The following is a 24,680-nucleotide window of genomic DNA, read 5'->3' as shown; positions in this document are numbered from 1 at the left end:
TCGCATTCTTTTGGTTTTTATCGTGTACAACGCGCTAATTCATTTCTGTCGTAATCACTACATCGCGCGTTTCGTTATCCATATCGCTAATACCGACCACCGACACTTCTCTGTCCGATAGAGTCTCAATTAAGCTGTCTTCTAATCCGCCATCAGCCAGCCAAGTATAAAATTTATCCGCGATACGCTCCGAACCTTCCCCGACAAACGTTAATGTGACCTTCTTCATTTGTGACACTCCATCAATTTACGATTCAGCCACTTAAGCGTAGTATGTTTCGCAAATATCGACATAAACTAGGACTAACTTCTTTTATGAGTATCGAAAAATTTGACGCGATTTATCAACGTGCTGCTGAGCGAAAAGGCGGAGAAGATCAGCTTGAAGCGCTATTGTCTCACCCATTAAGTAAAGAGGAATTAGCAGCGATTCCCGATGACCGTTGGCTCGCCGCTTTTTCGATGAAAGTATTCCAAAGTGGAATTTCTTGGAGTGTGGTTCGCAACAAGTGGCCGAACTTCGAAGAGGTATTTTTCGGCTTTAAAATCGAGCCGCTATTGATGCTGTCTGATGAGCAATGGGAAACCAAAGCAACCGACAAACGCATCATTCGCCACCTCACCAAAGTCATGTCGATTCCGGCCAACGCTCGCATGATCCATGAAGCAAGAATCGAATATGGCTCGTTCAGTAACATGATTGCTGAATGGCCTCGGGAAAAGATCACGGATCTATGGGGCTACTTGAAGAAGCATGGTAGTCGTTTGGGTGGAAATACAGGCCCTTACACTTTACGCCAAATGGGCGTGGACACTTTTATTCTGTCTAACGATGTCGAAGCTTATTTACGCAACTGCAAGATCATTGAAGGCGGCAAAGACACGAAAAAGTCCTTGGACTCTGCTAATAAAGCCTTTATTCAGTGGCAGCAAGAAAGTGGAAGAAGCTTGACCGAAATCAGTCAAATTATCGCGTTTAGTACTGGTGACAATCGAATTTAAACAAGCACTTTGTAGCTCTGGGGGCGAAATTCCGGCCCCCTATAACGCATGATATTTGCGCGAATCACTCTACTTTAGCTCTTACTGATATTACTACTTTCTCGATTCCTCCAAAAAATCTCTCCTTAAAGTGGCAAAATCCCCATTCAAATCACAAAAAGTTATCATATCGACAAATTATTTTTCTTGTTCAATATTTTTATTTATCAAATATTTAATTACAAGTGCCCAGTTTTTAGGCACTAAATATTGATGACGCTCAATTGCATTGCGCTGACAAACTGACTAGGATACACGCCCTTCCTGAGTGAACTATCAGAAACTTGATCGAGGAATTTATTCAAATTTCTCAACACTTCGTGAGCACTCACAACAATTGCACTCACTTTATAGATTTAAGGATCAACAGATCCGTTAATACAAATTCGACAGCGCAATAGAGTGCTGACTAGAACAACCATGACGCGATGTCACATGAGTGACTATTTTCGTGGTTTTGTGCTGGAAGTTATTTATTACATCAAGGCTGGTTAAAAGGATGAGCCCCTTGAACGCATTTACTGGAGGACAAGAAATGCCAAAAGGTCTAATGCTGACTGACTTAGCCATCGCTGGCTTACTATTAATTGCAGCAAAAGTAATTCGTGTACATATGCCTTTACTACAACGCATGTACATTCCATCTGCTGTATTGGCTGGGTTATTTGGTCTTATTTTTGGCCCAGCTCTGCTTAACGTATTACCTTGGACAGATACCTTTACCGCAAACGCAAGCCTCTTAACTGCTGCACTTTTTTCTGCGTTGGGTTTAGCAACAGATGTCCCGTCACCAAAAGTGGTTGCTCAACGAGCAGGCTCATTGTGGGCGTTTAACCAAATTGCATCCGTGTCGCAATGGCTGTTTGCAGCAATGTTTGGTTTAGTACTTACCACCTTCTTTTGGCCTGACATTAATCCTGGGTTTGGCGTAACCATGTCCGCTGGATTCATGGGCGGACATGGTTCAGCATCTGTAGTCGGTGAAATCTTCACGGGACTTGGTTGGGAAGATGGCTTCACGCTCGGTTTAACGTTCGCCACAGTTGGGATCTTTATTTCAATCTCTGTGGGCATGTTAATGCTTCAGTTTGCGTTGAAAATGGGCTGGATTCGTAGCTTTACGACATTCGACAGCATGGACGAACACGAACGCAAAGGCTTAGTGAAACCTGACGATCAAGAACCTGTGATGAAAGATACGATGTCATCATTGTCAGTCGATTCTTTCGCGATTCACGCGGCGCTGGTTGTAGTGGTAACGGCTTTCTCTTATGTAGCAGCCAACTACTTATCTTCTTTCCACGATAAGGTACAAATTCCGACTTTCGTTACTGGCTTTCTAGGCGGTATGTTAGTTCGAATCATCGCTAAGCAAACCAAGGCATCTCATTACCTATGTGACGGCGCATTCAAACACGCAGCGGGTATTAGTACGGATTACCTGATCATCTTTGGTATTTCAGCTATTAAGATCACGGTTCTAGCGCAGTATTTAATGCCAATGGTAGTGCTCGCAATTGGTGGTATCGCGTTCACGCTATGGCTTATCTTTTGGGTTGCACCTCGCATCATGGGAGATGACTGGTTTGAGAAAGGCATTTTCTCTTGGGGATGGTTAACAGGTACAGTCGCTATGGGTATCGCGTTATTACGCATTGTCGACCCCAAAATGCGCAGTAAAGTGTTAGATGACTATGCTATCGCTTATGTTCCAGGCTCAATTACGGACATTTTCATCATCTCGCTTATGCCAATCGCAATGTATAACGGCATGCACTGGCAAGCGTTAGGTGTTGGTCTAACCTATATTGCCGTTGTCTTATTTATTTGGCGATTTGTGTTTAAGCGCAGCGGTCAAGCCGTCGCAAACGAGTCTTAATTGCTCATTTCGGGAGGTATTTTATCCTCCCGAATTTAACTCTCTCCCCTTATTCGATAGCCGCCTCCCACCAGCATGCAACAAATAAGCAACTTGTTTTGTATTTAAGATCTGCAAGCTTGGTCACTCCTTCCCATCCTTTTTTAATACTTGACCTGCGCATTTTTATATCAAAATAGCCGCCAAACTATTCATGACTCATGGAGAAAAGGCAGTGCATCGCTCTCAAGGATTTACCCTCATTGAACTCATTGTGTGCATCATTATCCTTGGTGTCGTTAGTGTTATTGCCCTTCCTAAATTTCTTGGTCTGCAAAAAGATGCCCGAGTGGCGGTTCTATATGGCGCGAGGGAAGCGCTCATGACTGCAAACAACTTTGTGTACACCAAAGCCGTTATTCAATCTCAAGAGACGGTAGATGGTGGCGAACAACATAACATTGATCTAGATAATGACGGCAATAACGACCTAATTGGTTACTTTGGATTTATTAAGAATGTCATTCCCGCAAAAGAGCTGGCAGGTTTCGACCCTCAACTCACTATCAATACTTGGTACGGGGTAGACAGCCCGGACGAACCCTATTTCCTTATCGGCTTTGCAAACAAACCTGTTGGTCCAGACCATATGTGTTATGTCGAAGTTTACTACCCAGAAACTCCAGGTGGCCAAGTCAGCTACAAAATACAAACTGACGACTGCTAGTTCCCCTAGTGAGTGAAAGTAACAGTTGCACTTTTGGTGCTTTCATCGCTTTTAGCAGAATACTGGCCCCAAAACCCATTATTAACAACTATTTCACATAATGTTGTTTCATAATTAGCTTGCAGCGAGAAAACAAGTAATTCGCGACCGCACACGCCCGTAATCGAAACAATCTATCGTTTTTCCGACCGCCAATAATTTGTGCTTGTAAACTCATCATTTCGCTCAATAATAGTTCTATAACAAATTCAATAATTTAAAGCGGGAGGCGTGATGAGAATATTCTGGCAGTTACGTTGGTATTTCCAACAAAAGTGGAAGCATTATGTCGGATCGATTTTGCTTTTCGCTGTGATATCAACTCTACAACTTGTTCCTCCTAAAGCGGTCGGTATCATCGTTGATGGGGTCGTAGATAACACGTTAGATACAAATACGCTGATTCTGTGGCTCTTGGGACTCACTGCACTGATCTTTGCCATTTATGGATGCCGTATCTTATGGCGAATTTGGCTTTTCGGCGCAAGCTGGGAACTCGGAACCATTCTACGTAATCGTCTCTATAGGCACTTATCGACACAACCACCCCGATTTTTCGAACGTTATAAGACCGGTGATCTGATGGCGCGTGGTACTAATGATGTACGTAACATCGTAATGACAGCCGGCGAAGGGGTTTTAACGGCAGCCGATTCCTTGATCACGGGTATTGCAGTTTTAATCATCATGGTAACGCAAGTTAGCTGGAAGCTCACCGTTATGGCACTTCTTCCAATGCCGTTTCTTGCAATCATCATCTTTTTTATTGTCCGTATACTGCATCAACGTTTCCGCATTGCTCAGGAAGCCTTTTCTACCATGTCAGACATGACGCAAGAGTCACTTAACGGCGTGCGAATGTTGCGAGCTTTTGGGTTAGAGAATCAAGAACAACAGCGCTTTGAAGATGTAGTCGAGGATACCGGTCAGAAAAATATCGCCGTCGCTAGAGTCGACGCGAGATTTGATCCAGCTATCCAACTCACCATCGGCCTCTCTTTCCTTCTCAGTGTCGCTGCTGGTGCTTACCTTGTCGATAAGGGAGAGATCACGCTTGGTGATCTAACAGCCTTTACGATGTATTTAGGGTTAATGATATGGCCTATGCTGGCCTTCGCTTTCTTATTTAATATTTTAGAGCGAGGCTCCGCAGCATGGAATCGCCTACAAGAGATCTTTGATGAAACACCAGAGATTGTCAGTGGAAATAAACCATTAGAAGATAAACCACTGCCATTAAAAATTGATATCGATGCTTTCCACTGGTCCAGTGATTTACCACCAGCTTTAGCCGAAATAAAAATCGAACTTGAACCCGGTAAAATGTTGGGAGTAGCTGGCCCTGTCGGAAGCGGAAAATCAACCCTGCTAACGCTGCTTTTGCGTCAGCACGACCTAACAAACGGTTCAATTACATTCGGGGATGTTGAGATTAAAGATGCCCTACTTCCTCAGTGGCGCAACCGCTTTGCCGTGGTTAATCAAAGCCCGTTTCTATTCTCCAAATCTATCTTTGACAATATTGCCTTAGGAAACCCTAACGCGGGAAAGGAAGAAGTCTACAGAGCAGCAAAGTTAGCCTGTATACATGACGATATTGAGAAGTTTCCTGAAGGCTACCAAACAGAAGTCGGTGAAAAAGGCATTACACTCTCCGGCGGGCAAAAACAACGTATTGCGATAGCACGCGCTATGCTGTTGAATGCCCAAGTGTTGGTTTTGGACGATGCACTTTCCGCTGTTGATGGACGGACCGAACATCAAATCCTTAAGAATTTGGAAACGCACTACCGTGATCAAGCCCTAATCGTTATTGCGCACCGCCTCACCGCATTGGAAGCAGCAGACGAGATCATTGTATTGAATCACGGACACATTACTGAACGTGGGCAACATAGCGCTTTATTAGCGCATAAAGGCTGGTACGCCGAAATGTTCGAGTACCAAAAACTAGAACAGGCGATGGAGGAATAATGAATGAAGCAGACCAGTACGTTTAAACGGTTAATGTCTTACCCATTATCTCAACCAAAGCCAATGATTAAAGGACTCGCCTTGCTGTTTATTGCAGCGTTAGCCAGCGCCGGCGGCCCTTGGTTAATTCAATATTTCATTGATGAGCACATCGCTAAAGGTGACTATTCACAAAATATTCTGATTTCGCTAGCAGTAGGTTATATCGCTCTTCAGATCGTATCGGCAACATTCCAGTATTTTCAGTCATTGCAATTTAGCATTGTCGCGGCTAACACGATCAAAGCGATTCGTAAGCAAGTATTTTCTGGCGTGATTAAGCAGCCGTTATCTGCGTTTGATTACACTCCTGCTGGAAAATTGGTATCGCGAATCACCAACGATACGGAATCTCTACAGCAATTTTATGAGCTCTTGATCGCGACCGTGGTGAAAAACGTGGTCATGATTGTGGTGATGCTTGGCGTTATGTTTTTCATGAGCTGGAAACTCACACTTGTTGTGCTTGTATTGCTACCGATCGTCATCGGCTTTATGTACTTGTTTAAGCAGCTAAGTACAGAAAGCTACCGAAAGATGCGTGACCTATTGACTGATATAAATGCGAATCTGAGTGAATCCATTCAAGGGATGAGTGTCATTCAATTAATGCAACAAGAAGAGCGTTTTAATAAACAGTTCAACGAGCTAACCGCAGAGCATTTGGTGGCATCTAAACGAGTGATTCGGCTAAACGGCTATCTGCTAAGACCATTGATGGACTTGCTCGCTGGCCTCGCGTTACTTTGCTTGGTTGCGATCTTTGGCTTTAACGGTATTGAGTTGATTGGTGTGGGGGTACTGTATGCGTTTATCAGTTATCTTGCGCGCGTTACTGAGCCATTAATTGAAATGACTCAGCAGCTTGCTCTACTTCAACAAGCGTTAGTATCAAGCGAACGTGTGTTTGAATTGATTGATGCGAAAGAACAAACTTATGGGGACGATCATCTGCCATTAAGGTCAGGTGCTATCGAACTTAAAGACCTCACATTTAGCTACGATGGTAAACAGGACGTCCTAAAAGACATTTCGTTGAAGGCCAACCACCAAGACTTTATCGCGCTTGTCGGGCATACCGGAAGCGGTAAAAGCACATTAGCGTCACTATTGATGGGCTTTTATCCAACGCAATGTGGTAAACTGCTCATCGATGGTCGTCCACTTAAAACACTAGGGAAAGACGTCCTTCGCAAAGATGTGGCAATGGTTCAACAAGATCCACATATTCTCCCTGCTTCAGTCAGAGAAAACATCTCCCTCAGTCGGGCGGTTGATGATACTCAAATATGGGATGCGTTAGACAAGGTAGGTTTGGCAGAGCAAATTCACCGTTATCCTAATGGGCTAGACACGCAGTTAGGTCAAGGTGAAACCAATCTATCTGCTGGACAAAAACAGCTCTTAGCGTTAGCGCGTGTGCTTGTGGTAAAACCTAAAATATTGATATTAGATGAAGCAACGGCCAATATTGACTCAGGAACAGAAGCTTTAATACAAAAGAGCTTGGCAGTACTCAGACAAGACATGACACTAGTCGTTATCGCTCATCGACTTTCAACTATTTTGGATGCGGACCAAATCATTGTTCTTCATCATGGGGAGTTAGTAGAGAAAGGCACACACAAAACACTGTTGAAACAAAATGGTCGTTATGCCCAAATGTATCAGTTACAGCAAGCAAACCGACATTTACAGCAGATTGAAGAAGAAACCAAGCAACTCGAAGAAGCGGTGTGATGTTTATACCCATGCCTTCTTTTTATTTGGTAGGCATGGGCATAATCGGCCCAACTTCAAAAGTTAGCCTGATTAGCTTCCAATTTCTTCATAATGTGAACTAATTTTCTATTTCTTACCTATTATTGACATAACCCCTCGCTATATCACGCAAGGTCGTTGTAAAATCGTACGGTACTTCAGTCTGGCGCCCTTTGCACTAGACTGTTTTCACTTTCTAATAATGCATATTAATCTCATGACACAAGTCCATGGACAAAGATAAGTTTACTAACATCTATCGCTTGCCTGGTTCGATTCAAATTCGTATCGGTAAATGGCAAAAAACGTTCCGCGGTACCTCTGATTTGATTTTACATCAGGCGCTAATGGAGCGTAATAAGCAGTTTAAGAAGCCAGACTTTTTACCTAAAGGCTGGTGCGTCACTCCTGTTGACGAAAAAGATATTACTGTCACGCACCACGGTAAATATATCCAAACCGTCATGCGCACAATGTTGGACAGAAAGGTCTCGTACAAGCGATTATTCCTATCTCGAATGAGTGCGGAAGAAGGTGAAAAAGTGCTCCACAATTACAAACTGGAGTGGGTAAGAAAACATAACCAGATCGCCAAAAAGTACAATCAAATTAAGAAGAAACAGTACATGAACTTTGCAAGAGAAGAAGAGGAAACCCTCTACCCTTCGATTCCAAAGGGTGAGTTTGACAAAACGTTATGGAACAAGCTCGTAGTATCATCGTTTGGTCCGCAGAAAAAGTACAAAAACCCACATTTTGTCCGCAAAGCCGATTTCTAAATAAACACCCCTACACTAGGGGTGTTTATTTATCCGTTAAATCACCAATCGTAAGTTAAACTGGCAATAATATTTTGTCGATCGCCATACCAACAAAAACCATCACATGTCGCTATGTACTCTTTATCAGTGATATTTTTGGCTGCGACTTGTAGCTTGTAATCTCCAATGCGATAGCTGACCGTCGCATCCATTAAAAAGTAACTTGGTACTTTTAGTCTCTCTTCATTATCTCCGTATGACTCACCTGTATAGCGCGCACCTAAGCCAACAGCAAAGCCATCAAGAGGTCCATCAAAGAAACGATAATGTGCCCAAGCTGATGATACGGTATTCGCCACTTGGGAAGGTGTTTTGCCAACCCATACCTTATTGATGTCTTCTTTTATCTCTGCATCAACGTACGCAATGTTCCCGATCAATGTTAAGGATGGTGTCACATTAGCTACAGCTTCAAACTCAACGCCGTTATTTTCTATTTTTCCTATTTGCGTTAATTCACTCAGGTAGATACGAGCCAAGTTTTCTTTTGTTGCCCGATACGTTGCAATATTGAAATAGCCATCAAATGAATCCGGTTGGAATTTCATACCGATTTCAAATTGATCACCGCTTTCAGGCTTCGCTGGCTTACCATTGCTGTCTTCTTGAATAATTGGATCAAAGTACTGAGAGTAACTAAAATATGGCGTGAAGCCAGAATCAGAAATATAAGCCGTTCCCACGCTAAACGTCCACTCTCCATTATCGACTTTCGTGCGAGCACCCGTGGTAACATTATGTACTTCATTACTTGTATCGTCGTAACGTGCCCCCAATAACATCGCCCATTTATCGTTGATCAGCATATGATCTTGAAAGTAGACGCCGAGTTGCTGATTATCGATTTTCGTTCTTTGCTTATCGGTTTCGCTCAATGGTTGTAGCGTATTCGGATCGAGTAACATTATGTTATCCGAATAAGTAGGATTAAATACATTAAACCTAGGATCGGGCAAAGCTCCCATTGGTGTGTTTAAGAGTGCATTACCATCAGCAACGATAGGATCATTAGCAAAGTCCTTACCATCGATACTGATCATTTGAAAATCTAAGCCCAACATCAAGTTATGCTCAACGCTTCCCCAATTTACTTGGTGCATCAAACGATTATCAATATTAAAAGCATCGGATGACCCATCTTCTGTTGAAGCGCCCCGAAGTATGGTCTTGCGTTCATTTGATGGATCTAAAATCGGCCCCAAACCAGACACATCAGCCGAGTAAACGTACGAATACATTTGTCTCAACTTAACATCCATTTCACTGTAACGAGCTGCTTGAACAAATGAAGTGGTATCATTAAACGCATGAGAAAACTCATAGCCTAAAGACACCTGCTCACGCTCAAAGGCCTCCCAGTTAGGATTACCTATCGCTAAACTATCACTGATCTTTCCATTTTTGTTTGGCGTTAATGTTCCTTCAACTGGCAAAAATTGCAGATAAGGATCTGAGTCGTCTTTTTGATAGCTCGTTAGAAAGGTAATTTCAGACGTCTCAGTAAATTTGTACGTCATTGATGGAGAGAGAAGAATGCGCTCCGCTTCTACCCCACTAATTCTCGTCCCATTTTTTCTCGCTAACCCTTGAAAGCGGAAAGCTAACTGCTCACTCACCTCAGAGTTTACGTCAAGAGAAAGTTGTTTACGGTCTTCAGAACCGTACTCCAAAGATACAAGCCCTGAGCCCCCATCAAATTGAGGTCGCTTACTGACGACATTGATGACCCCACCTGGAGGGTTTTGCCCATAAAGAACAGACGCTGCACCACGTAACACTTCAACCCTTTCTAACGCAAACGGATCTATTTGCCAACTATAGAAACCAGAAGAATATAAACGGGTACCATCTTGATACAGCCCGCTGTTCGCCTGTTTAAAACCACGAATAATAAACCAATCTTGCTTGTTATCTTCGCCAAAATAATTAGTTTGAATACTTGGTGTGTACTGTAGTGCGTCAGAAATGCTAATAGAGGCACGATCATCCATTTGTTCTCGCGTAACAACAGACACCGCTCTTGGAGTCTCATTGATGGCAATATCAGTTTTCGTCGCTGCCCGACTCTTCGCTCCAAGATAACTAAAATCAGGACCAACTGCACTGTCTTGCTGCTGTCCAATCACGACTATATTTTGATCTTCCTGAGCCAAGACATTTGGTGTTGATAACGCTAATACAACCGCCATTGACGTTGGTGTCAGCATAAACTGCCGAGTCATATTATTCTCCTTTTTTGTCGGCAGCCAAACTAACCCTTCATGACTTCAGCGAACGCTGAAAGAAAAGCGAGTTACGGCATCGCCAGTTGTTTCCATAAAGACAAACCAGAGGTTTTTGCATAAGGCACTCGCAGTGGCATAGGTTACCAATGCCATTGCGAGTGCTTGTTTGTTGTATAAGTACTTTCTTCGTTGAGGCTTAGCTGGTATCTATAAACGGCGTAATCCCCACATCAGATACAAACCGCCAATGAGAGACGCCATCAGCCCTGTTGGTATTTCTTGCGGGTAAAGAACTTGTCGTCCCAACCAATCGGCCAACAACATCACGCCAGAACCCAATATCGCGGCGCATAACATGTGTTGTGACGCTTTGTTAAAGCCAAATAAGCGAGCTAAATGCGGAGCCAGTAACCCAACAAAGCTAATAGGACCAACAACCAATGTCGCACTGACCGTGAGACAAGCAACTAAAAGCAGCAGTATCGCGCGCGAACGATCAACGCGAATCCCAAGTGCTTTAGAGGAAGCGGCGCCAACAGGAAGAATATCTAGCCATCTTACGCAGAGAAAACTCAACCCTATAAAGACAAGCGCAGATAAAGACAATGGGAGTAACGTTTCAACCGAAACATAGTAGGTAGACCCAGACAACCAAGCCAATGCTTGATAACTTCTTGGGTCACCAGTGGCTAGAATAAAGCTCTGTATTGCATTCATCAGTGCGGTAATAGCAATACCAGTCAACAAAATACGCTCCGGCTGAAAACCTGATTTACGGTTTAGCAGCACAATGACCAATACCGTCGCTAATGCACCTACAAGCCCGCCTAAAGAAAGAGTGAAAATTGACGAACCAAACCCAGTAAACATCGCGATAATCAACCCCATCGCTGTCCCTGAACTGATACCGATCACTTCAGGACTGGCCATTGGGTTTCCACTTAGGCGTTGAATCATGGTCCCAGCAATCGCTAACATTGCCCCCGCAATTGCTGCTGCAAATAATCTAGGTGCGCGCCATTCCAAAAAAATCCAATTTTGGCTAGCAAACAAGTTTGTCCATCCGTCATTTTGCACAGCAACCGTGGCAAAAAGAACAACGGAAATTAGCGTGCCGAACAATGCCAATAAGATCGCTTTAGGGTTTAGCTTGTAAACATGTTGACGATGCCGAGTTAACACCGTCTGAGTATGTCCCTGCGTCTTTTGTGATAAGCGAGGTAGCAGCCATAACAGTAGCGGAGCGCCCAGTGCAGCCGTTGCTGCTCCCGTTGGTATAAAACTCGCCATTAGCCCCGGCAGTTGCTGAATAACCAAATCGGTTAAAGTCAATAACATGGCACCAATCAGCATCGATACCCAAAGCTTATGCTGGATTTTATTGATACCTATCAATCGAGTAATCGCTGGCGCTGCTAATCCGATGAAACCGATGATTCCTACTGCAGAAACGACCCAAGAAGTGATTAACACCGCAAGCCCAAGACAGACAAAGCGCAGTTTGGCTAGCGAGACACCTAAACTCTTGGCACCTTGCTCGGAGAGTTCTAACAGACTTAACGGCTTTGCAAACACAAATGCGATAACCGTAGCAAGTGCGATTCGAGGTGCAAGATACGAGAAATCACCCCATCCGCTCTGAACAAGCGAGCCCGCTCCCCATATCATTAATCCATTCAGCTTTTCGGTATTCATCATCAGAATAACCGTACTTAATGATGCAAAGTACAGGTTTATCACTAACCCAGAAACGACGACGACCGTTGGAGATAACGCTCGTCGCCATGACAACAGCATCACCAACCCCATCGATGTCACACCGCCGATGAGAGCAACCAAATTAGGTGCTATATCCAACATCCAAGGGGCAAATAGCGTAGCTAACATCAAAGCAAAACTTGAACCGCTCGCCACACCTAATGTTGTTGGCGAAGCAAGAGGATTGCGCAGAACTTGTTGCATTAATACCCCAGCAACCGCTAATCCGGCACCAGAAATAATCGTGGTGAAGACTCGAGGCCACCAGCTAAAGTGAAGTAAGACGGAATCGATAGATTGAAAGTTAGGTTTCCATAAACTGCTAAGAGCCAGTGAGAATGAACTTGCTTGATACAATTGGAAAGCACCAATAGAAAAGGTAAATGCCGAAAGTAACACCACAAGGCTTAAAGGCATGGTTTTCATTGTTCTAACTCCTCGACCTTACTCGCCGTAACTAACTCCGCGAACCGAAGCGCTGAAGGCATAGAACCAAAACTCCAAACAGGCGCGACTTGCATGACCTTCTCACCAGACTGTTGAACAACGTATTGCCAAAACGGATCTTGAGAGAGCCGCTTTTCGCCACCGTGAGGCAATGGCTCAACGATAACAATTTGGGCCCTTATACCTGCTAACTTATCGATGCCGACTAAGCTGAAGCCCCAGCTATTTGTCTCTTCGTTCCACGCATTACTCAGCCCAATCTTTTCGATAGCCTGAGAGTAAAGGCTATTCTGACCAAAAACACGAACGTGCTTCGTATCCATAAACTGAATCATTAAAAGCGGCGGCTGGCCTTTGTTTATGCGCTGTTTTAGTAAAGAGAAACGTTCTTCATATTGTTGGATAAGTGCCTCAGCCTCCGCTTCTCTTCCTAGCTCTTCACCAAACCTCCGAGTGAAACGAGTAAGTACCGACCAATCTGTAATCCCGCTTTCATATAAGTCAATCGTGGTAACGGGGGCAATATCGACTAAGCGATGCTTCATTGAGGAGAAATACGGGGCAATAAAAATACGGTCAGGTCTGAGCTCGTAAATACGCTCTATATTGGGTTGAGTTCTTAACCCTACATCCTTAGTTTGAGGTGGTAACGGTGGCGATTTTACCCAAGCATCGTAATCTTGCCCTTGAGCGACGCCTACGGGCACGACCCCTAACGCCAACATCGTTTCAGTTTGTGTCCAATCAACCGACATCACCCGAGGTGACGCCTCAGCTACTGCTTGAAAGGAACTGACCAAAAGCGCACTAAGTGAGAGAGCGAAAGAGAAATGCTTAAGTCGAGTGTTTGTACTGCTCATTATTCAACCTCTAGCTTGGCATCGCCACCGGATAACCCGCAGGGTGGTCAGAGATCTTCATCTCTATCCCGTATATGTCCCTTAGCTTAGGTTCAGTAAACACCTGTTCAACATTGCCTTGTGCAATCAAATCACCTTGATGTAATGCAACGATATGATCGCAAAAGCGCGCCGCTAAGTTGATGTCGTGCAATACGATAATAACGCCCAAACCCAACTCTTTACTGAGTTTAGAGATGAGCTTCAACATATCGACTTGATGGCTAATATCTAATGCAGACAAAGGCTCATCAAGAAGCAAATACTCGGTTTTTTGCGCTAATAGCATAGCTAGCCACACACGTTGACGCTCCCCTCCAGATAACGTGTCAACTAAACGATCTGCGTATTTTAGTGTTCCTGTCATCGCCATTGATTCTTCAACAATGTCATGATCTTTCTTGCTCAAACGACCAAGTAAACCATGCCATGGGTAACGACCAAAACCGACTAAATCGCGACCTAAAATACTGTCGGTCACCGGAAGATGCTGAGGCAAGTAGGCAATGTGTTGGGCGAATTTTTTCGCTGAGAGATCGTTAATGCTCGTTCCATGCAGAACCACGTCACCAGCGGTGTATGGCTGTTGCTGTGCCAGCAACTTTAACAATGTAGATTTTCCTGAACCATTGTGCCCAACAAGAGCGTATGTTTTTCCGGGTTCAAATGTCACATCAAACGCTTTTAGCAATGACTTGCCTTCAATCTCAAACTGGAGTGCTTTAGCTTCCAACATCCCTACTTCACCTAATAGCCATTCACAAATGAAAGCTAATCAGCCGCTTTCATTCGTTCATCACGTTTGCCGTTCTTATTCAACAGAACGATTAATAAGGGAGGTTTTATATAACAACAAAGATACAAATGCAAACCGTTGTCATTATCATTACATCAACAAGATCATTGAGAGAATTACTAAGCGTTAATGATTATTTGTTGCGGATGACTTCATTAGTGGATTGTCGGCAGGTCAACGAGAGCAGCGGTCTACCACTGCCCTCGCATAAATTTGAATGAATACTGCGGCGCATGAAGAAATGAGAAATGCCGCAGTGAATAAATTAATGACGAGCGTCAGCGCCAAACTCTACTTCTTTATAGATATCGGCCAGCGACTTTTTACCTTGTTTGTCTTTGGCTGAACGCTTTTTCTTCGTTTGATAATGGTATTCTTGCTCCTGAAGTGCTTGTTCGTGCTCTTTTGCTGACTCAACAAACTCAGGATTTGCAAGTGCTTGTTGGCGTAAGCGGTTTACTCTTTCAAGGGTTTCCCACAACATACTTCACCTCCAAACTTATTACTGTATATAAAAACAGTATTGTTTAAATATTCCTCCTCGTCAACATTTCAACTTCGTTACTGCTCTTCACATTAACCCCAAGCCTGTATAGTGCTCCGGATATTTGTGGATGATTTTCTTTATATAACCTTGATGCTCTCGCAGAGCATTAACACATTCTCGAGATAACCATCCCTGATATACCCATTTTTCAAGTTCTAACAATGCGTATGGGATGGACCACGCTTGTCTGTACGGATGGTGCGTCGTCATAAAATCAAAGGCATTCGCGACAGCCGTAATTTGCGCGGCGATTGGTATATCGTCACTGGTTAAACCATACGGATAACCAGTACCATTTAAGTTTTCGTATTGATAAGTAACCATCTGCAAAAACAAAGTCACACTCGGGTGAACCGGATTTCCGATACGAGCCACTATGTCATCGGCCGAGTCGATGCAACGCTCAATATGTTGCATCAATATCGCCTCTTGTTCTTGAGTATAATTTGTTCGGCGACTAGCAATTTCAACTGGCAGCTGAACATCACTGAGCGCATGGAATTGAGCAAAAATACCAATATCTTCGACCATTTCATCATTCAGGTGATAACGATCCGCTAACTGCGTTGCGATGACTTGGCTGTAGTACTTCATTCGTTTGGTATGCGCGTAAAACTCAGGGGAGTAGCCTGGCATCATACATTGCATTCGGTTCGCCAACGTTTCTATCGCGCTAACGACGTGGTCTTCTGATTCAACCGCAAATTGAATCATTTCGAAATAAGGTTTGAGACTATTCAACGCTTCTAAGCTAAACGCATTGGGCTGAGTGGAATTTAAAAACACAAAGCCTGTAAATGCTTTATTGTCGTAACAAGGAATCGCAACCGACGACTGGTATCCGTGTTTGAGTAAGGTTTGAACCCGAGGACAATGATTAATATCGTGAAGGTCTTCGACGATGCGAGGAATCGCGTTTTTGGAGGCAATATTGAGGTGGTGGAGTTTACGGAATGCTGACTCATGGTGGGCTAAACACCAAGTGTCGAACTCACTTTCTGCAAATGATTTGAGCACATCTTGGTCTGGGTGATATTTAGCAAATGACACCCTATCAATACACGGCAAGTGCGCCTGCATCCTGCCCTTTAGCGTTTGCAGTTGCTCATTAAGCGGTTTTGCAAACGGGTAAAAACTCCGCTGCGCCATACTTCACCTCCACACCCAAGCAGAGAAACAAGAGAAGCTCATTGTGTTGCAAATTCAATGGTATTTTGAGCGGTTTTCTCCACTTAAATTATCGATATACCACAACTTAAGTGTACGAAATAAAAGCACATTTCTACCAATTCTTTCACCGAATATCTTACGGTAATTTGATCCAGATTAAAAAAGCCAACGAGCGAAACTCGTTGGCTTAACAATACTGATTGATTACGATGGATTCAGTAACTAGAGGTTATTCAGAGAACGTTCTAAACAACTAGCCCAAAGCAGGAAGCACACCCAAAGTAATTAACACCTGAGCTAATACGATACCTGTGCCAGCGATACCCGTTATCACTAATGCGCCTTGGCCACCAGCTACTCGGTACTCTCCTGTAAAATCATCCGATTTACGAACCTTGATCACCATAACCAGAGGTAAAAAGATGGCTAAAATCGCTAAGGCAATCGCTGCATAGCCCAAAGCCATAATAAAGCCTTGAGGGTAAAAAAGTGCGAAGCCCAGCGGTGGGGTAAACGTCACGAGTGCCGCAACCAAGCGATTAGGCTTATCGTTGCTCCCTTTGATGGTGTCACCCAAAAACTCGAATAGACCTAAACTCACACCAAGAAATGACGTTAACAGTGCCAAATCAGCAAATACACCGACAATGTTGCCTAAGTTTGATTGGTGCACCGTCTGCGATAGTTGACCAATAAGCGCGCTCAACCCACCGTTTTCAATAAGTGTATTTTGGCTAACCACACCCAACGTCACGATCTGCCAAAAGATGTAAATCACGAGCGGAATCGTCGAGCCAATAATAACGGCTTTGCGCAAAGAAGAAGTATCGCCATCTAAGTAATTCACAATTGCCGGAATACTTCCGTGAAAACCAAACGAAGTAAAGATAACAGGAATCGCCGCTACAATAAGACCTTGCTCAATCGGCATACTCAATAAGTAAGATTCCGTAACGTTTGGAGCAAGAAAAGAAAGCACAGCAACCATCGCAACAAGTTTCATCGCGAACAACACGCGGTTAACTTTATCGACCGTACCTGTACCAACTGTCACAACTAAAGTCACAATCAAGGTAAAGATTATCGTTGATGTAGGCCCTGAAATATCAAGGTCAAACCATTGTGCAAGGCGGTCTCCGAACTGAGCACCACCGCCAGCGATGTATGCTGCACACAATGAGTAGAACAGAAAAAGCATCGCAAAACTTGCCACCCACTTGCCTTTTTGGCCTAGGATCTGTTTCGCTAAAGTATGAAGAGTTGCACTACTTTCTGCATGCTGATGAAGCTCAAGCATGAGTAAGGCAGTGAAAGCCATCAGAGCCCATAAACTGAGCATGATGATGATTGAAGTTGAAAAACCAATGCCGGCAGAGGCAAGTGGAAGGGCTAGCATGCCAGCACCTATTGTAGTTCCCGCGATAATTAGAGTACTACCGAATACTTTAGAACGACTCATTGTATATTTATCTTTACACTTTATTAGGAGTTATCGGTATTAGATCGGGCAACGGCGTACCGAAACCAATACCATATTTGTAATGCTGTCGATATTGTAGGATCTTCAGCAGAAGATCAAGCAAAGTGTAAGGATAAAAAACCACAAGTGTAAATGATAATTTACACACCACTAATATCCAACAATAGCTGAGTACATTCTTCCCTGCTCATGAACTTAGGGACAGGGTAATTCCAGTGCGCCTCTTTCAGAATTAAATCTACAAGCGCATCAGCATCTTCGCGCTTAATGAGTGCACTTTTCTGCTTAATATCAATGCTTGCAAACAAAGACTCCACGTGCGTCAAAAAGTGTTGAGCACTCGCCTCACCTGACTGCACTTCGGCCGTCAACGCATCGAGTTTTCTTAGTTGAGGCTCTATCTCTGACAATGAAAAGCGCAGCACAGGTAACAAGGCTAATCCGTTTGCCATACCATGAGGTATTCCATATTTCGCACCGAATGTGTGAGCAAACGCATGAACATAACCCAAACTCGCTTTCGTAAATGCTAAACCTGCGTAGTAGGATGCCATGGCCATTTTATGTCGAGCTTCAACATCATCCCCTTGTGCTACGACCCGAGGAAGATGCTTAAAAATTAACTTAATGGCGGCAACAGAGTAAGCCCTAGTTTCTTGAGTAGCATTTCTCGACATATACGCCTCAATAGCGTGAGTTAATGCATCAACGCCAGTATCAGCCGTGATCTTAGGAGGTAAACCAATCATTAAGTTCGCATCTAAAGCTGCCATTAGTGGCACCAACTTTGGATCCATCAAAGGGGTTTTAATGTGTGAAGAGGGATCTGACACGACCGCGGCGATGGTGACCTCACTTCCTGTTCCTGAGGTCGTTGGAATAGCAAACAAAGGCGCTGGCATTCGCCATACTTTCAATAGTCCAGCTAACTTTTTTATTGACCGTTTATTGGTAACTTTCGCAGCAATGACCTTTGCGCAGTCCATTGCCGAGCCACCACCCAAAGCTAATATACCCTCACAATGAAAACGATGGTAAGCCTCTAGACCGCTTTCTACCTGATCATAGGTAGGATCGGGCTGCACTTTCGAGAAAACATCTAACTGTAAATCGAGTTGTGCTGCCGCCTTGAGCACCTTATCGACAATACCGACTTGGAGTAACCCTTCGTCGGTAACTAATAAGACGCGTTTAAATCCCAGTTCGGTCATCGATTCTAATAGCTCATTCATCGAACCAGGGCCGGAAAACAAGGTTGGTCTCGGCATAGGAAGGATAAGAGCTGCTATTTTTAGCCCTGCGGTGTAAGTCCGATATAAGCGATGCTTCAACATACGAAATCCTTTTCATTTAGAGCTATCATTCTAGCTACTTTTATCACCTATGCTTACTTTGCAATCACACATTTTTAATTAAGTCATTACATCAACACATAAATGCTGCTGAGGGAGCAATACCGTTATCTTGATCTCTCCACACCACATGAGCTGTAGAGAAAATTATTTTTTATGATTTTCCATTAGCGTTACCTTAATAACTCACCCCTCTTCGGCTTTGCCGATCATAAAGTGGTTATTGAAGGTGCCTTATCATTCATACAAACTCAAAAATATGGATTCTGCTTAATCACATAACTGTACGGCATATCAGTAATCTAATCTGAACATCACTTATAAAAATACAAATAAGAATGCGTTACATCATGATTTATTGTCGTTTTCAAATAAGTCAATAAAAGCAACAATAATCTTTCAAAACTAATACTTAGTTCAAATAACTGACTCTTAATCATGAGCTTCAGGTGATATTGTTATGCAACTAGGATTATTATCCGCCCCATAATTAAAACTACGTCTAAACGCCCACCTTTTTGGGGTCTATTCGCTGTCGTACCCAATTTTCCTATCACCTTCTGATTTGGGTTTCGCGTGGGCTAATTAGCAATGTCGGTATAAACCATGAATCATTCTTGCCATTCCCATACGGACACGGGCTTTGAAGTCGATCTAAAACAAGCACTTATCTGGGTTGCTCGAGCACTCGATTATGTCGGTGTTGACGATACTCACCACAGCCATCGTGTCGCTTATATCGCTTACCAATGTGCTCGCGTCATGGGTTGGGAGCCAGAAAAAGCGGAGTTTTGTTACTTCGCAGGTATGATCCACGACTGTGGAGTCTCCGAAACACAAGAACATAAAATGTTACTTGGAGAGCTGGTGCCACAAGACGTGAAAACACACTGCTTAAGAGGGTACCGAAGCCTCAAGCAGTGTCGTTTGTTGCGCCAATTTGCGACACCAGTTCTTTACCACCATACACATTGGAGCGAACTAAAAGAGCTCGATTTACCGCCTTTTGAAAAAGAGGTGGCCGCCCTGCTCTACTTATCGGACCGACTTGATTTTATGCGCTCAAAATACGTCATGAACTGCCACTGTGACATTGTCACGCTTCATGAAGAATTGATTGCTGAGTGCATCATGGCAAACGTTGGAACCTTGTTTAATCCAAGCATGGCCGAAGCAATGGTTAAACTCGTCATGACCGACGCGTTTTGGTTCGCGATGGAGTCGGAAAATATTGAAACCATAGGCCTAAATTTTAAAAGCATTGATTGGCTTCAAAAACAATTAACCATCCAAGATATGAACAGTTTGGGAATGTTTATCGCTCAAATTGTTGATGCAAAGAGCCCATTCACTTATCAACATTCACAAAAAGTGGCGGAATTATCTCGTTATCTAGCAATTAAGCTTGGGCTAAACGAGCACGATCAAGAAATGTTATATATTGCAGGGCTGGTGCATGATATTGGAAAGTTAAAAACACCAGATGAAATCCTTCACAAAGAAGGCTCTCTAAACAAACAAGAGTACACACGCATTAAACGCCATACCATTGATACTCAGCTCGCATTGCACAAGGTCTTTCCTAACGCGAAAATAGCGGAATGGGCTTCCAATCATCATGAACGTTTAGACGGGTCGGGCTATCCCTATCACAAAACAGGCGACGAGCTCGATGTTCCATCGCGTATCATTGTTGTCGCGGATGTCTTCCAAGCCCTGTCTCAAGATCGCCCCTATCGAGGACGAATGACTCAAACACAGATCGCCGACATTATGGGTGAGCAAATAGCCAAAGAGGAGCTTTGCTCTGACGTTTATGCGGTATTAGAACGACACATGACAGAGTGTTACGAACTCTCAACCGACGTTTAATCAAAACAGGGGCGAACACACGCCCCCTTTTTTAGGATGATAAAACTAGGCAGATAAATAGCTACCTAGCAATATCAAGTAAATTATCTCGCACACCATTGATTCTGAACCAACCAGCGATACTAAAACGCTCGGCATTAGTTGGTAACACCTCATGTGGGAACTGCTCTGATAAGAATACGAACAAACGCCCTGAGCGTGGGGGAATGGTTGCAATTTTATTGTCATTCAAATCGTATACTACTAATTCACCCGCGTCTTCTTCCGTCCAGGATTCGTTCATATAAAAAACGGTCGTCAATCGACGGTTTTCGTTACCTTTGAAGCAATCTAAATGTTTTTGGTAGAAGTCCCCTTTCTCGTACTTGGCAAAATGAGCTTCGTACTCAAAAAGTCCAAGAAACAAGTGACGGTTCACTTCTTGGCGGATCTCTTCCATTTTATCCAAGTAAGAAGCAACAGCATGCCCCATATTTGGCGATAACCATTGAATCTTGTCACTTCGAATAGATTCAATACGAGTCACATCATCGTTACGACCAATACGTGCTTTTTTCCAATTGCTTGGAATGCAATCTCGCAGTTGAGCCACCTCTTGTTCAGAAAGAAAATCATCCCAGATGTAGTAGCCATTGGTTGCTAACGCATCGATCATTTTATTCATTATTTTCGTTCACTCGTGTTAGTTGGGCGCTCTATATAAAAAATCTGCGACACAACAACAAATGCGATTTTTTATCGAGACGACAATGAAGCAAAACGAGAATTAAAAATGACGATACAAGATACAAAAATGCCGCTCATGTGAGCGGCAATGTCGTTTGTTATTGACGAGCTTCTAATCTCGTTGCTCGAATTCGCAACGGACGAAGACGCTTAATGCTAGGACGCTGTTTGTTTTTTAGCTGGATATGACAAAGTTCCAGAATCAAACCAAATGCCATCGCAAAGTACACATAACCTTTATTGATATGAATTGCGAAGCCTTCTGCCATCAATAAGCCACCCAATAAAACGAGGAACAGCAATGCCAACGTTTTAAAGCCGGGATAGCGCGTCACCAGATTATTGATTTTTTCAGCAGTCATTACCATCACGATTGCAGACGAGACAATCGCCGCGACCATAAGCGGGACATCACTTGTCAAACCGATGGCGGTTATCACCGAGTCCATTGAGAATACCGCATCCACAGCAACAATCTGCAGCAGCACTACCGCTAATCCAGTACGAGCATGAGTCGAGTGGCCAGATTCATTGTGATTTAACCAGCTCCACAACTCTTTCAGGCTTTTTGCCAATAGGAATGCACCACCCGCGATCATGATCACGTCTCTTCCGGTAAACGCTTGGTTTACGACGGAAAACAGTGGTTGAGTCAACTGCATAATCCAAGAGATAGAAAAAACCAATGCAATACGAGCAATAACAGCAAGGCCGATACCAAGGTTTCTTGCCAGTTTACGTTGATGCAGTGGCAATCTTTCACATAGGACGGAGATAAAAACGACGTTATCAACGCCTAAGACAACTTCAAGCGCAAACAAAGTGGCAAAAATCGCCCAAGCCTCTGGTTGCATGAAAAGTTCTAACATGAGTACGCCTCCAGTGATGGGAAGACATACGGTGAAGGGTTCTGTCGACTAAAGGGGTCGTCCATTAATTATTTATACCTCTGTTACTTAAGGATCTTGAGTAAATCACCAAACAATCAACAACACAATGGCTATTTTTAATAGGTAATGACGGCTTTTCATTCGTACACAAACTATTCAGCCCTCGCACTAGAAAGATAAATAAAATAGAAATTCTAAAATTGAGGAAAGGAAAACGCCAAAGATCTAACAAATCCAAGAGAATTCTTTAATCTTACAAAGCGCAAGTTATTTTTAAGCAACACGTTAAATACATTGAGCTCAAAGCGAAAGATGCTCATTTACGAGATAAACAATAGTAAAAATTTGTTTCATCCTGATATACTGCCAAAAATCATAAGAAACCATGCTATTTATGGACTACATTGCTCTTTCACGCATTAGCCTAAAACATCTCACTGTATTGCATATGTTGTTAACCACTCACAGTGTTACGCTTGCCGCAGAGCGCCTGTGTGTGACACCTTCGAGCGTCAGTAAAACACTTGGGCAATTACGTGAAACGCTGAAAGATGACCTTTTCTATCGCGATGGTACTCGCTTGGTACCAACGGCATTTGCGCTGCACATTGGCCCCTCGATCCATGGCATACTCTCTAGCATGAATGGATTATTACATCAGGGCTCATTTAATCCAGCTTACTATCAGGGCAGTTTCTCATTAGCTATGCGTGAAAGTTCGTTTGAGCTTTTTGCGCCAGTCCTACAACATTTATCTCAGCAACTCGGTAATCACGCACATTTGAATGTGCATGCAAAAGAGGAAATGAGTTTCGATGCGTTGGTAAGAGGCCAAGTGGACTTTTTGCTGCTTCCACACGATCTTAGTCAGCCGCCCACGCAAAACAAAGACTTGGTATGGCAAACCATTCTGAAAGACGAAATGGTTTGTTTAATGGGACCATCAAATCCACTCTCTAAACAGCCTTTGTCTATTGAAAGCTACCTCTGTGCAAGACACATTGGGATTCATGATAAAGATCTCTCACAACCTTATTTCGAGCAAAACCTCACACAAAGGCACTCGAAGCGAAATATGGCTATGCGTGTAGCGGATTTTGGTTCAGCTGCGGTGATGTGTCAGCACTCAGATTACTTGTTCACCTGTTCCAAACTTTGGGCAAGGGCGGCCATGCAAGCAAAAGGCTTGGTTGAACAATCCCTTCCATTCGATTATGGACAGGTAGCCTACAGCCTCGTTTGGAACAAAGCGAGCTTGAACGATCCGGCTTTAAAATGGCTACAAAAACAATTGCTCGATGCCTGTGCCATGCTAGACGCGTGCGATGCGTGAGTAAGATAACGAATCAAAACTGCATTACGTGAGTACAGTCGGCACTGCGATGGGGTTACTCACGTAACGTAAAAGTTCTGATTTTAAGCGTTCGATATCATGGCGAGAGCACGCATCCCAGGTTAGCGCCTCCCCCATGACTCCGTGATGTTGAAATGCATTTAAACGGATAAGCACCGATTCAGGTAAAGTACTCAAATAGCGCCCAATCGCTACGATTTCTATATCTAAATCACTTTTCCCTGGAATATGCAGTAACCGAACTTCATACAATTTTTCATGCTTTGCAAGGTACTGAAGCGTTTTGAATACACGATGATTATCACGCCCAGTTAGCCACTGGTGCGTCTCTGTCTGCCACGATTTCAAATCGATCATCGCACCGTCCAGAAAAGGAAGCACACGCTGCCAACCTGTCACTGATAAAGAGCCATTGCTGTCGATGAAACAAGAAAGGTGCTGTAACTCAGGATCTTGCTTCATCCCTTTAAACAGCTCAATAATGAAAGGAAGTTGTAAGGTAGATTCCCCACCGGATACTGTAACACCACTGATGAAAAAGCGATGCTTGCGTATCAAATCGAGCATTGTTACCACAGAGTAGTCAGTAATTTTTGGATTAGATTGGTTCTGACATATCTCTATACAATGATCGCAGTGGGTGCACTCCTCTTTAAGCCAAACAACGTTGTTGTTTTCGTCGAACTTCAGTGCGTCTGCCGGGCACTCACTCACACAATCACCACAGTGATTACAATGGTTTATTGTATGAGGGTTATGACAGTTCAAACACTGATAGTTACAACCCTGTAGAAAGATGACTAGACGATTTCCTGGCCCATCAACACAAGAGAAAGGAAGGATACGAGTGACTTTTGCCAAAAGGCTTCCACTTCGTCTAGACATCTTGTTCTTTCCTAAACCG

20 protein-coding genes are annotated in these 24,680 nt (G+C 43.5%); 8 read left to right on the top strand and 12 right to left on the bottom strand.

The window, feature by feature from the left end:
* Positions 1-34: 34 nt before the first annotated feature.
* Positions 35-229: a hypothetical protein gene (locus ACWYVB_RS14500; protein ID WP_005394200.1), complete on the bottom strand. Its 195-nt coding sequence runs from the start codon at positions 227-229 to the stop codon at positions 35-37.
* 86 nt (positions 230-315) lie between these two features.
* Between ACWYVB_RS14500 and ACWYVB_RS14495 the strand changes: the two genes are divergently transcribed.
* The 6 genes from ACWYVB_RS14495 to ACWYVB_RS14470 all read left to right on the top strand — a co-directional run bounded on the left by ACWYVB_RS14495 (position 316) and on the right by ACWYVB_RS14470 (position 8,218).
* On the top strand, positions 316-1,002 hold the full coding sequence (locus ACWYVB_RS14495; RefSeq protein WP_012841859.1) for a DNA-3-methyladenine glycosylase I: 687 nt from the start codon (positions 316-318) through the stop codon (positions 1,000-1,002).
* Positions 1,003-1,576: 574 nt separating this feature from the next.
* A complete protein-coding gene (locus tag ACWYVB_RS14490) occupies positions 1,577-2,920 on the top strand; it encodes a sodium/glutamate symporter (protein WP_041852964.1) in 1,344 nt (447 codons plus the stop codon).
* 193 nt (positions 2,921-3,113) lie between these two features.
* The gene (locus tag ACWYVB_RS14485; RefSeq protein WP_264301720.1) at positions 3,114-3,626 is read left to right on the top strand and encodes a prepilin-type N-terminal cleavage/methylation domain-containing protein; all 513 of its coding nucleotides are present in this window, start codon (positions 3,114-3,116) and stop codon (positions 3,624-3,626) included.
* 273 nt (positions 3,627-3,899) lie between these two features.
* Positions 3,900-5,639 carry an ABC transporter transmembrane domain-containing protein gene (locus ACWYVB_RS14480; protein WP_457529284.1) on the top strand — a complete coding sequence of 580 codons (1,740 nt, stop codon included), beginning with the start codon at positions 3,900-3,902 and terminating at the stop codon, positions 5,637-5,639.
* Positions 5,640-5,642: 3 nt separating this feature from the next.
* Positions 5,643-7,418 (top strand): ABC transporter transmembrane domain-containing protein, encoded by a 1,776-nt coding sequence (locus tag ACWYVB_RS14475; protein WP_457529283.1) that lies wholly within the window; start codon positions 5,643-5,645, stop codon positions 7,416-7,418.
* 251 nt (positions 7,419-7,669) lie between these two features.
* Positions 7,670-8,218 (top strand): MSHA operon transcriptional regulator, encoded by a 549-nt coding sequence (locus tag ACWYVB_RS14470; protein WP_457529281.1) that lies wholly within the window; start codon positions 7,670-7,672, stop codon positions 8,216-8,218.
* 41 nt (positions 8,219-8,259) lie between these two features.
* Here the strand turns inward: ACWYVB_RS14470 and ACWYVB_RS14465 are convergent, their stop codons facing one another.
* From ACWYVB_RS14465 to ACWYVB_RS14430, 8 genes are all read right to left on the bottom strand, one after another.
* Entirely contained in the window at positions 8,260-10,482 is a 2,223-nt protein-coding gene (locus tag ACWYVB_RS14465) for a TonB-dependent siderophore receptor (protein WP_457529279.1), read from the bottom strand.
* Between the two features lie 210 nt (positions 10,483-10,692).
* Entirely contained in the window at positions 10,693-12,669 is a 1,977-nt protein-coding gene (fhuB, locus tag ACWYVB_RS14460) for a Fe(3+)-hydroxamate ABC transporter permease FhuB (RefSeq protein ID WP_256899135.1), read from the bottom strand.
* Positions 12,666-13,550, bottom strand: coding sequence for an ABC transporter substrate-binding protein (locus ACWYVB_RS14455; protein WP_104969484.1), 885 nt, complete (start codon positions 13,548-13,550; stop codon positions 12,666-12,668). The genes fhuB and ACWYVB_RS14455 overlap by 4 nt, the downstream gene beginning before the upstream one ends.
* A gap of 10 nt (positions 13,551-13,560) precedes the next feature.
* Positions 13,561-14,325, bottom strand: coding sequence for an ABC transporter ATP-binding protein (locus ACWYVB_RS14450; RefSeq protein ID WP_005394180.1), 765 nt, complete (start codon positions 14,323-14,325; stop codon positions 13,561-13,563).
* A gap of 325 nt (positions 14,326-14,650) precedes the next feature.
* Positions 14,651-14,869, bottom strand: a complete 219-nt coding sequence (locus tag ACWYVB_RS14445; protein WP_005377723.1) for a hypothetical protein — start codon at positions 14,867-14,869, stop codon at positions 14,651-14,653.
* Positions 14,870-14,956: 87 nt separating this feature from the next.
* On the bottom strand, positions 14,957-16,081 hold the full coding sequence (locus ACWYVB_RS14440) for an HD-GYP domain-containing protein (protein WP_457529277.1): 1,125 nt from the start codon (positions 16,079-16,081) through the stop codon (positions 14,957-14,959).
* Positions 16,082-16,355: 274 nt separating this feature from the next.
* Complete coding sequence (locus ACWYVB_RS14435; RefSeq protein WP_150918642.1) at positions 16,356-17,561, bottom strand: aromatic amino acid transport family protein; 1,206 nt, start codon at positions 17,559-17,561, stop codon at positions 16,356-16,358.
* A 161-nt stretch (positions 17,562-17,722) separates the two neighbouring features.
* The gene (locus ACWYVB_RS14430; RefSeq protein WP_457529275.1) at positions 17,723-18,916 is read right to left on the bottom strand and encodes an iron-containing alcohol dehydrogenase; all 1,194 of its coding nucleotides are present in this window, start codon (positions 18,914-18,916) and stop codon (positions 17,723-17,725) included.
* A gap of 624 nt (positions 18,917-19,540) precedes the next feature.
* On the opposite strand from ACWYVB_RS14430, the gene ACWYVB_RS14425 reads away from it, so the two are divergent.
* Complete coding sequence (locus tag ACWYVB_RS14425) at positions 19,541-20,806, top strand: HD domain-containing phosphohydrolase (RefSeq protein WP_457529273.1); 1,266 nt, start codon at positions 19,541-19,543, stop codon at positions 20,804-20,806.
* Positions 20,807-20,867: 61 nt separating this feature from the next.
* Here ACWYVB_RS14425 and ACWYVB_RS14420 read toward each other — a convergent pair whose 3' ends face one another.
* Together ACWYVB_RS14420 and ACWYVB_RS14415 are read right to left on the bottom strand one after the other, a co-directional pair.
* Positions 20,868-21,470, bottom strand: a complete 603-nt coding sequence (locus ACWYVB_RS14420) for a 2OG-Fe(II) oxygenase (protein WP_005394168.1) — start codon at positions 21,468-21,470, stop codon at positions 20,868-20,870.
* 160 nt (positions 21,471-21,630) lie between these two features.
* Positions 21,631-22,401: a TerC family protein gene (locus ACWYVB_RS14415; RefSeq protein WP_457529271.1), complete on the bottom strand. Its 771-nt coding sequence runs from the start codon at positions 22,399-22,401 to the stop codon at positions 21,631-21,633.
* 415 nt (positions 22,402-22,816) lie between these two features.
* Between ACWYVB_RS14415 and ACWYVB_RS14410 the strand changes: the two genes are divergently transcribed.
* A complete protein-coding gene (locus ACWYVB_RS14410; RefSeq protein ID WP_253652148.1) occupies positions 22,817-23,755 on the top strand; it encodes a LysR family transcriptional regulator in 939 nt (312 codons plus the stop codon).
* 24 nt (positions 23,756-23,779) lie between these two features.
* Here the strand turns inward: ACWYVB_RS14410 and ACWYVB_RS14405 are convergent, their stop codons facing one another.
* Entirely contained in the window at positions 23,780-24,661 is an 882-nt protein-coding gene (locus tag ACWYVB_RS14405) for a YjjW family glycine radical enzyme activase (RefSeq protein ID WP_006741577.1), read from the bottom strand.
* Positions 24,662-24,680: the final 19 nt, after the last annotated feature.

The organism is Vibrio sp. JZG10 (assembly GCF_054064075.1).
The sequence above is the reverse complement of the archived record's forward strand: the minus strand, read 5'-3'. Positions and strand labels throughout refer to the sequence as shown.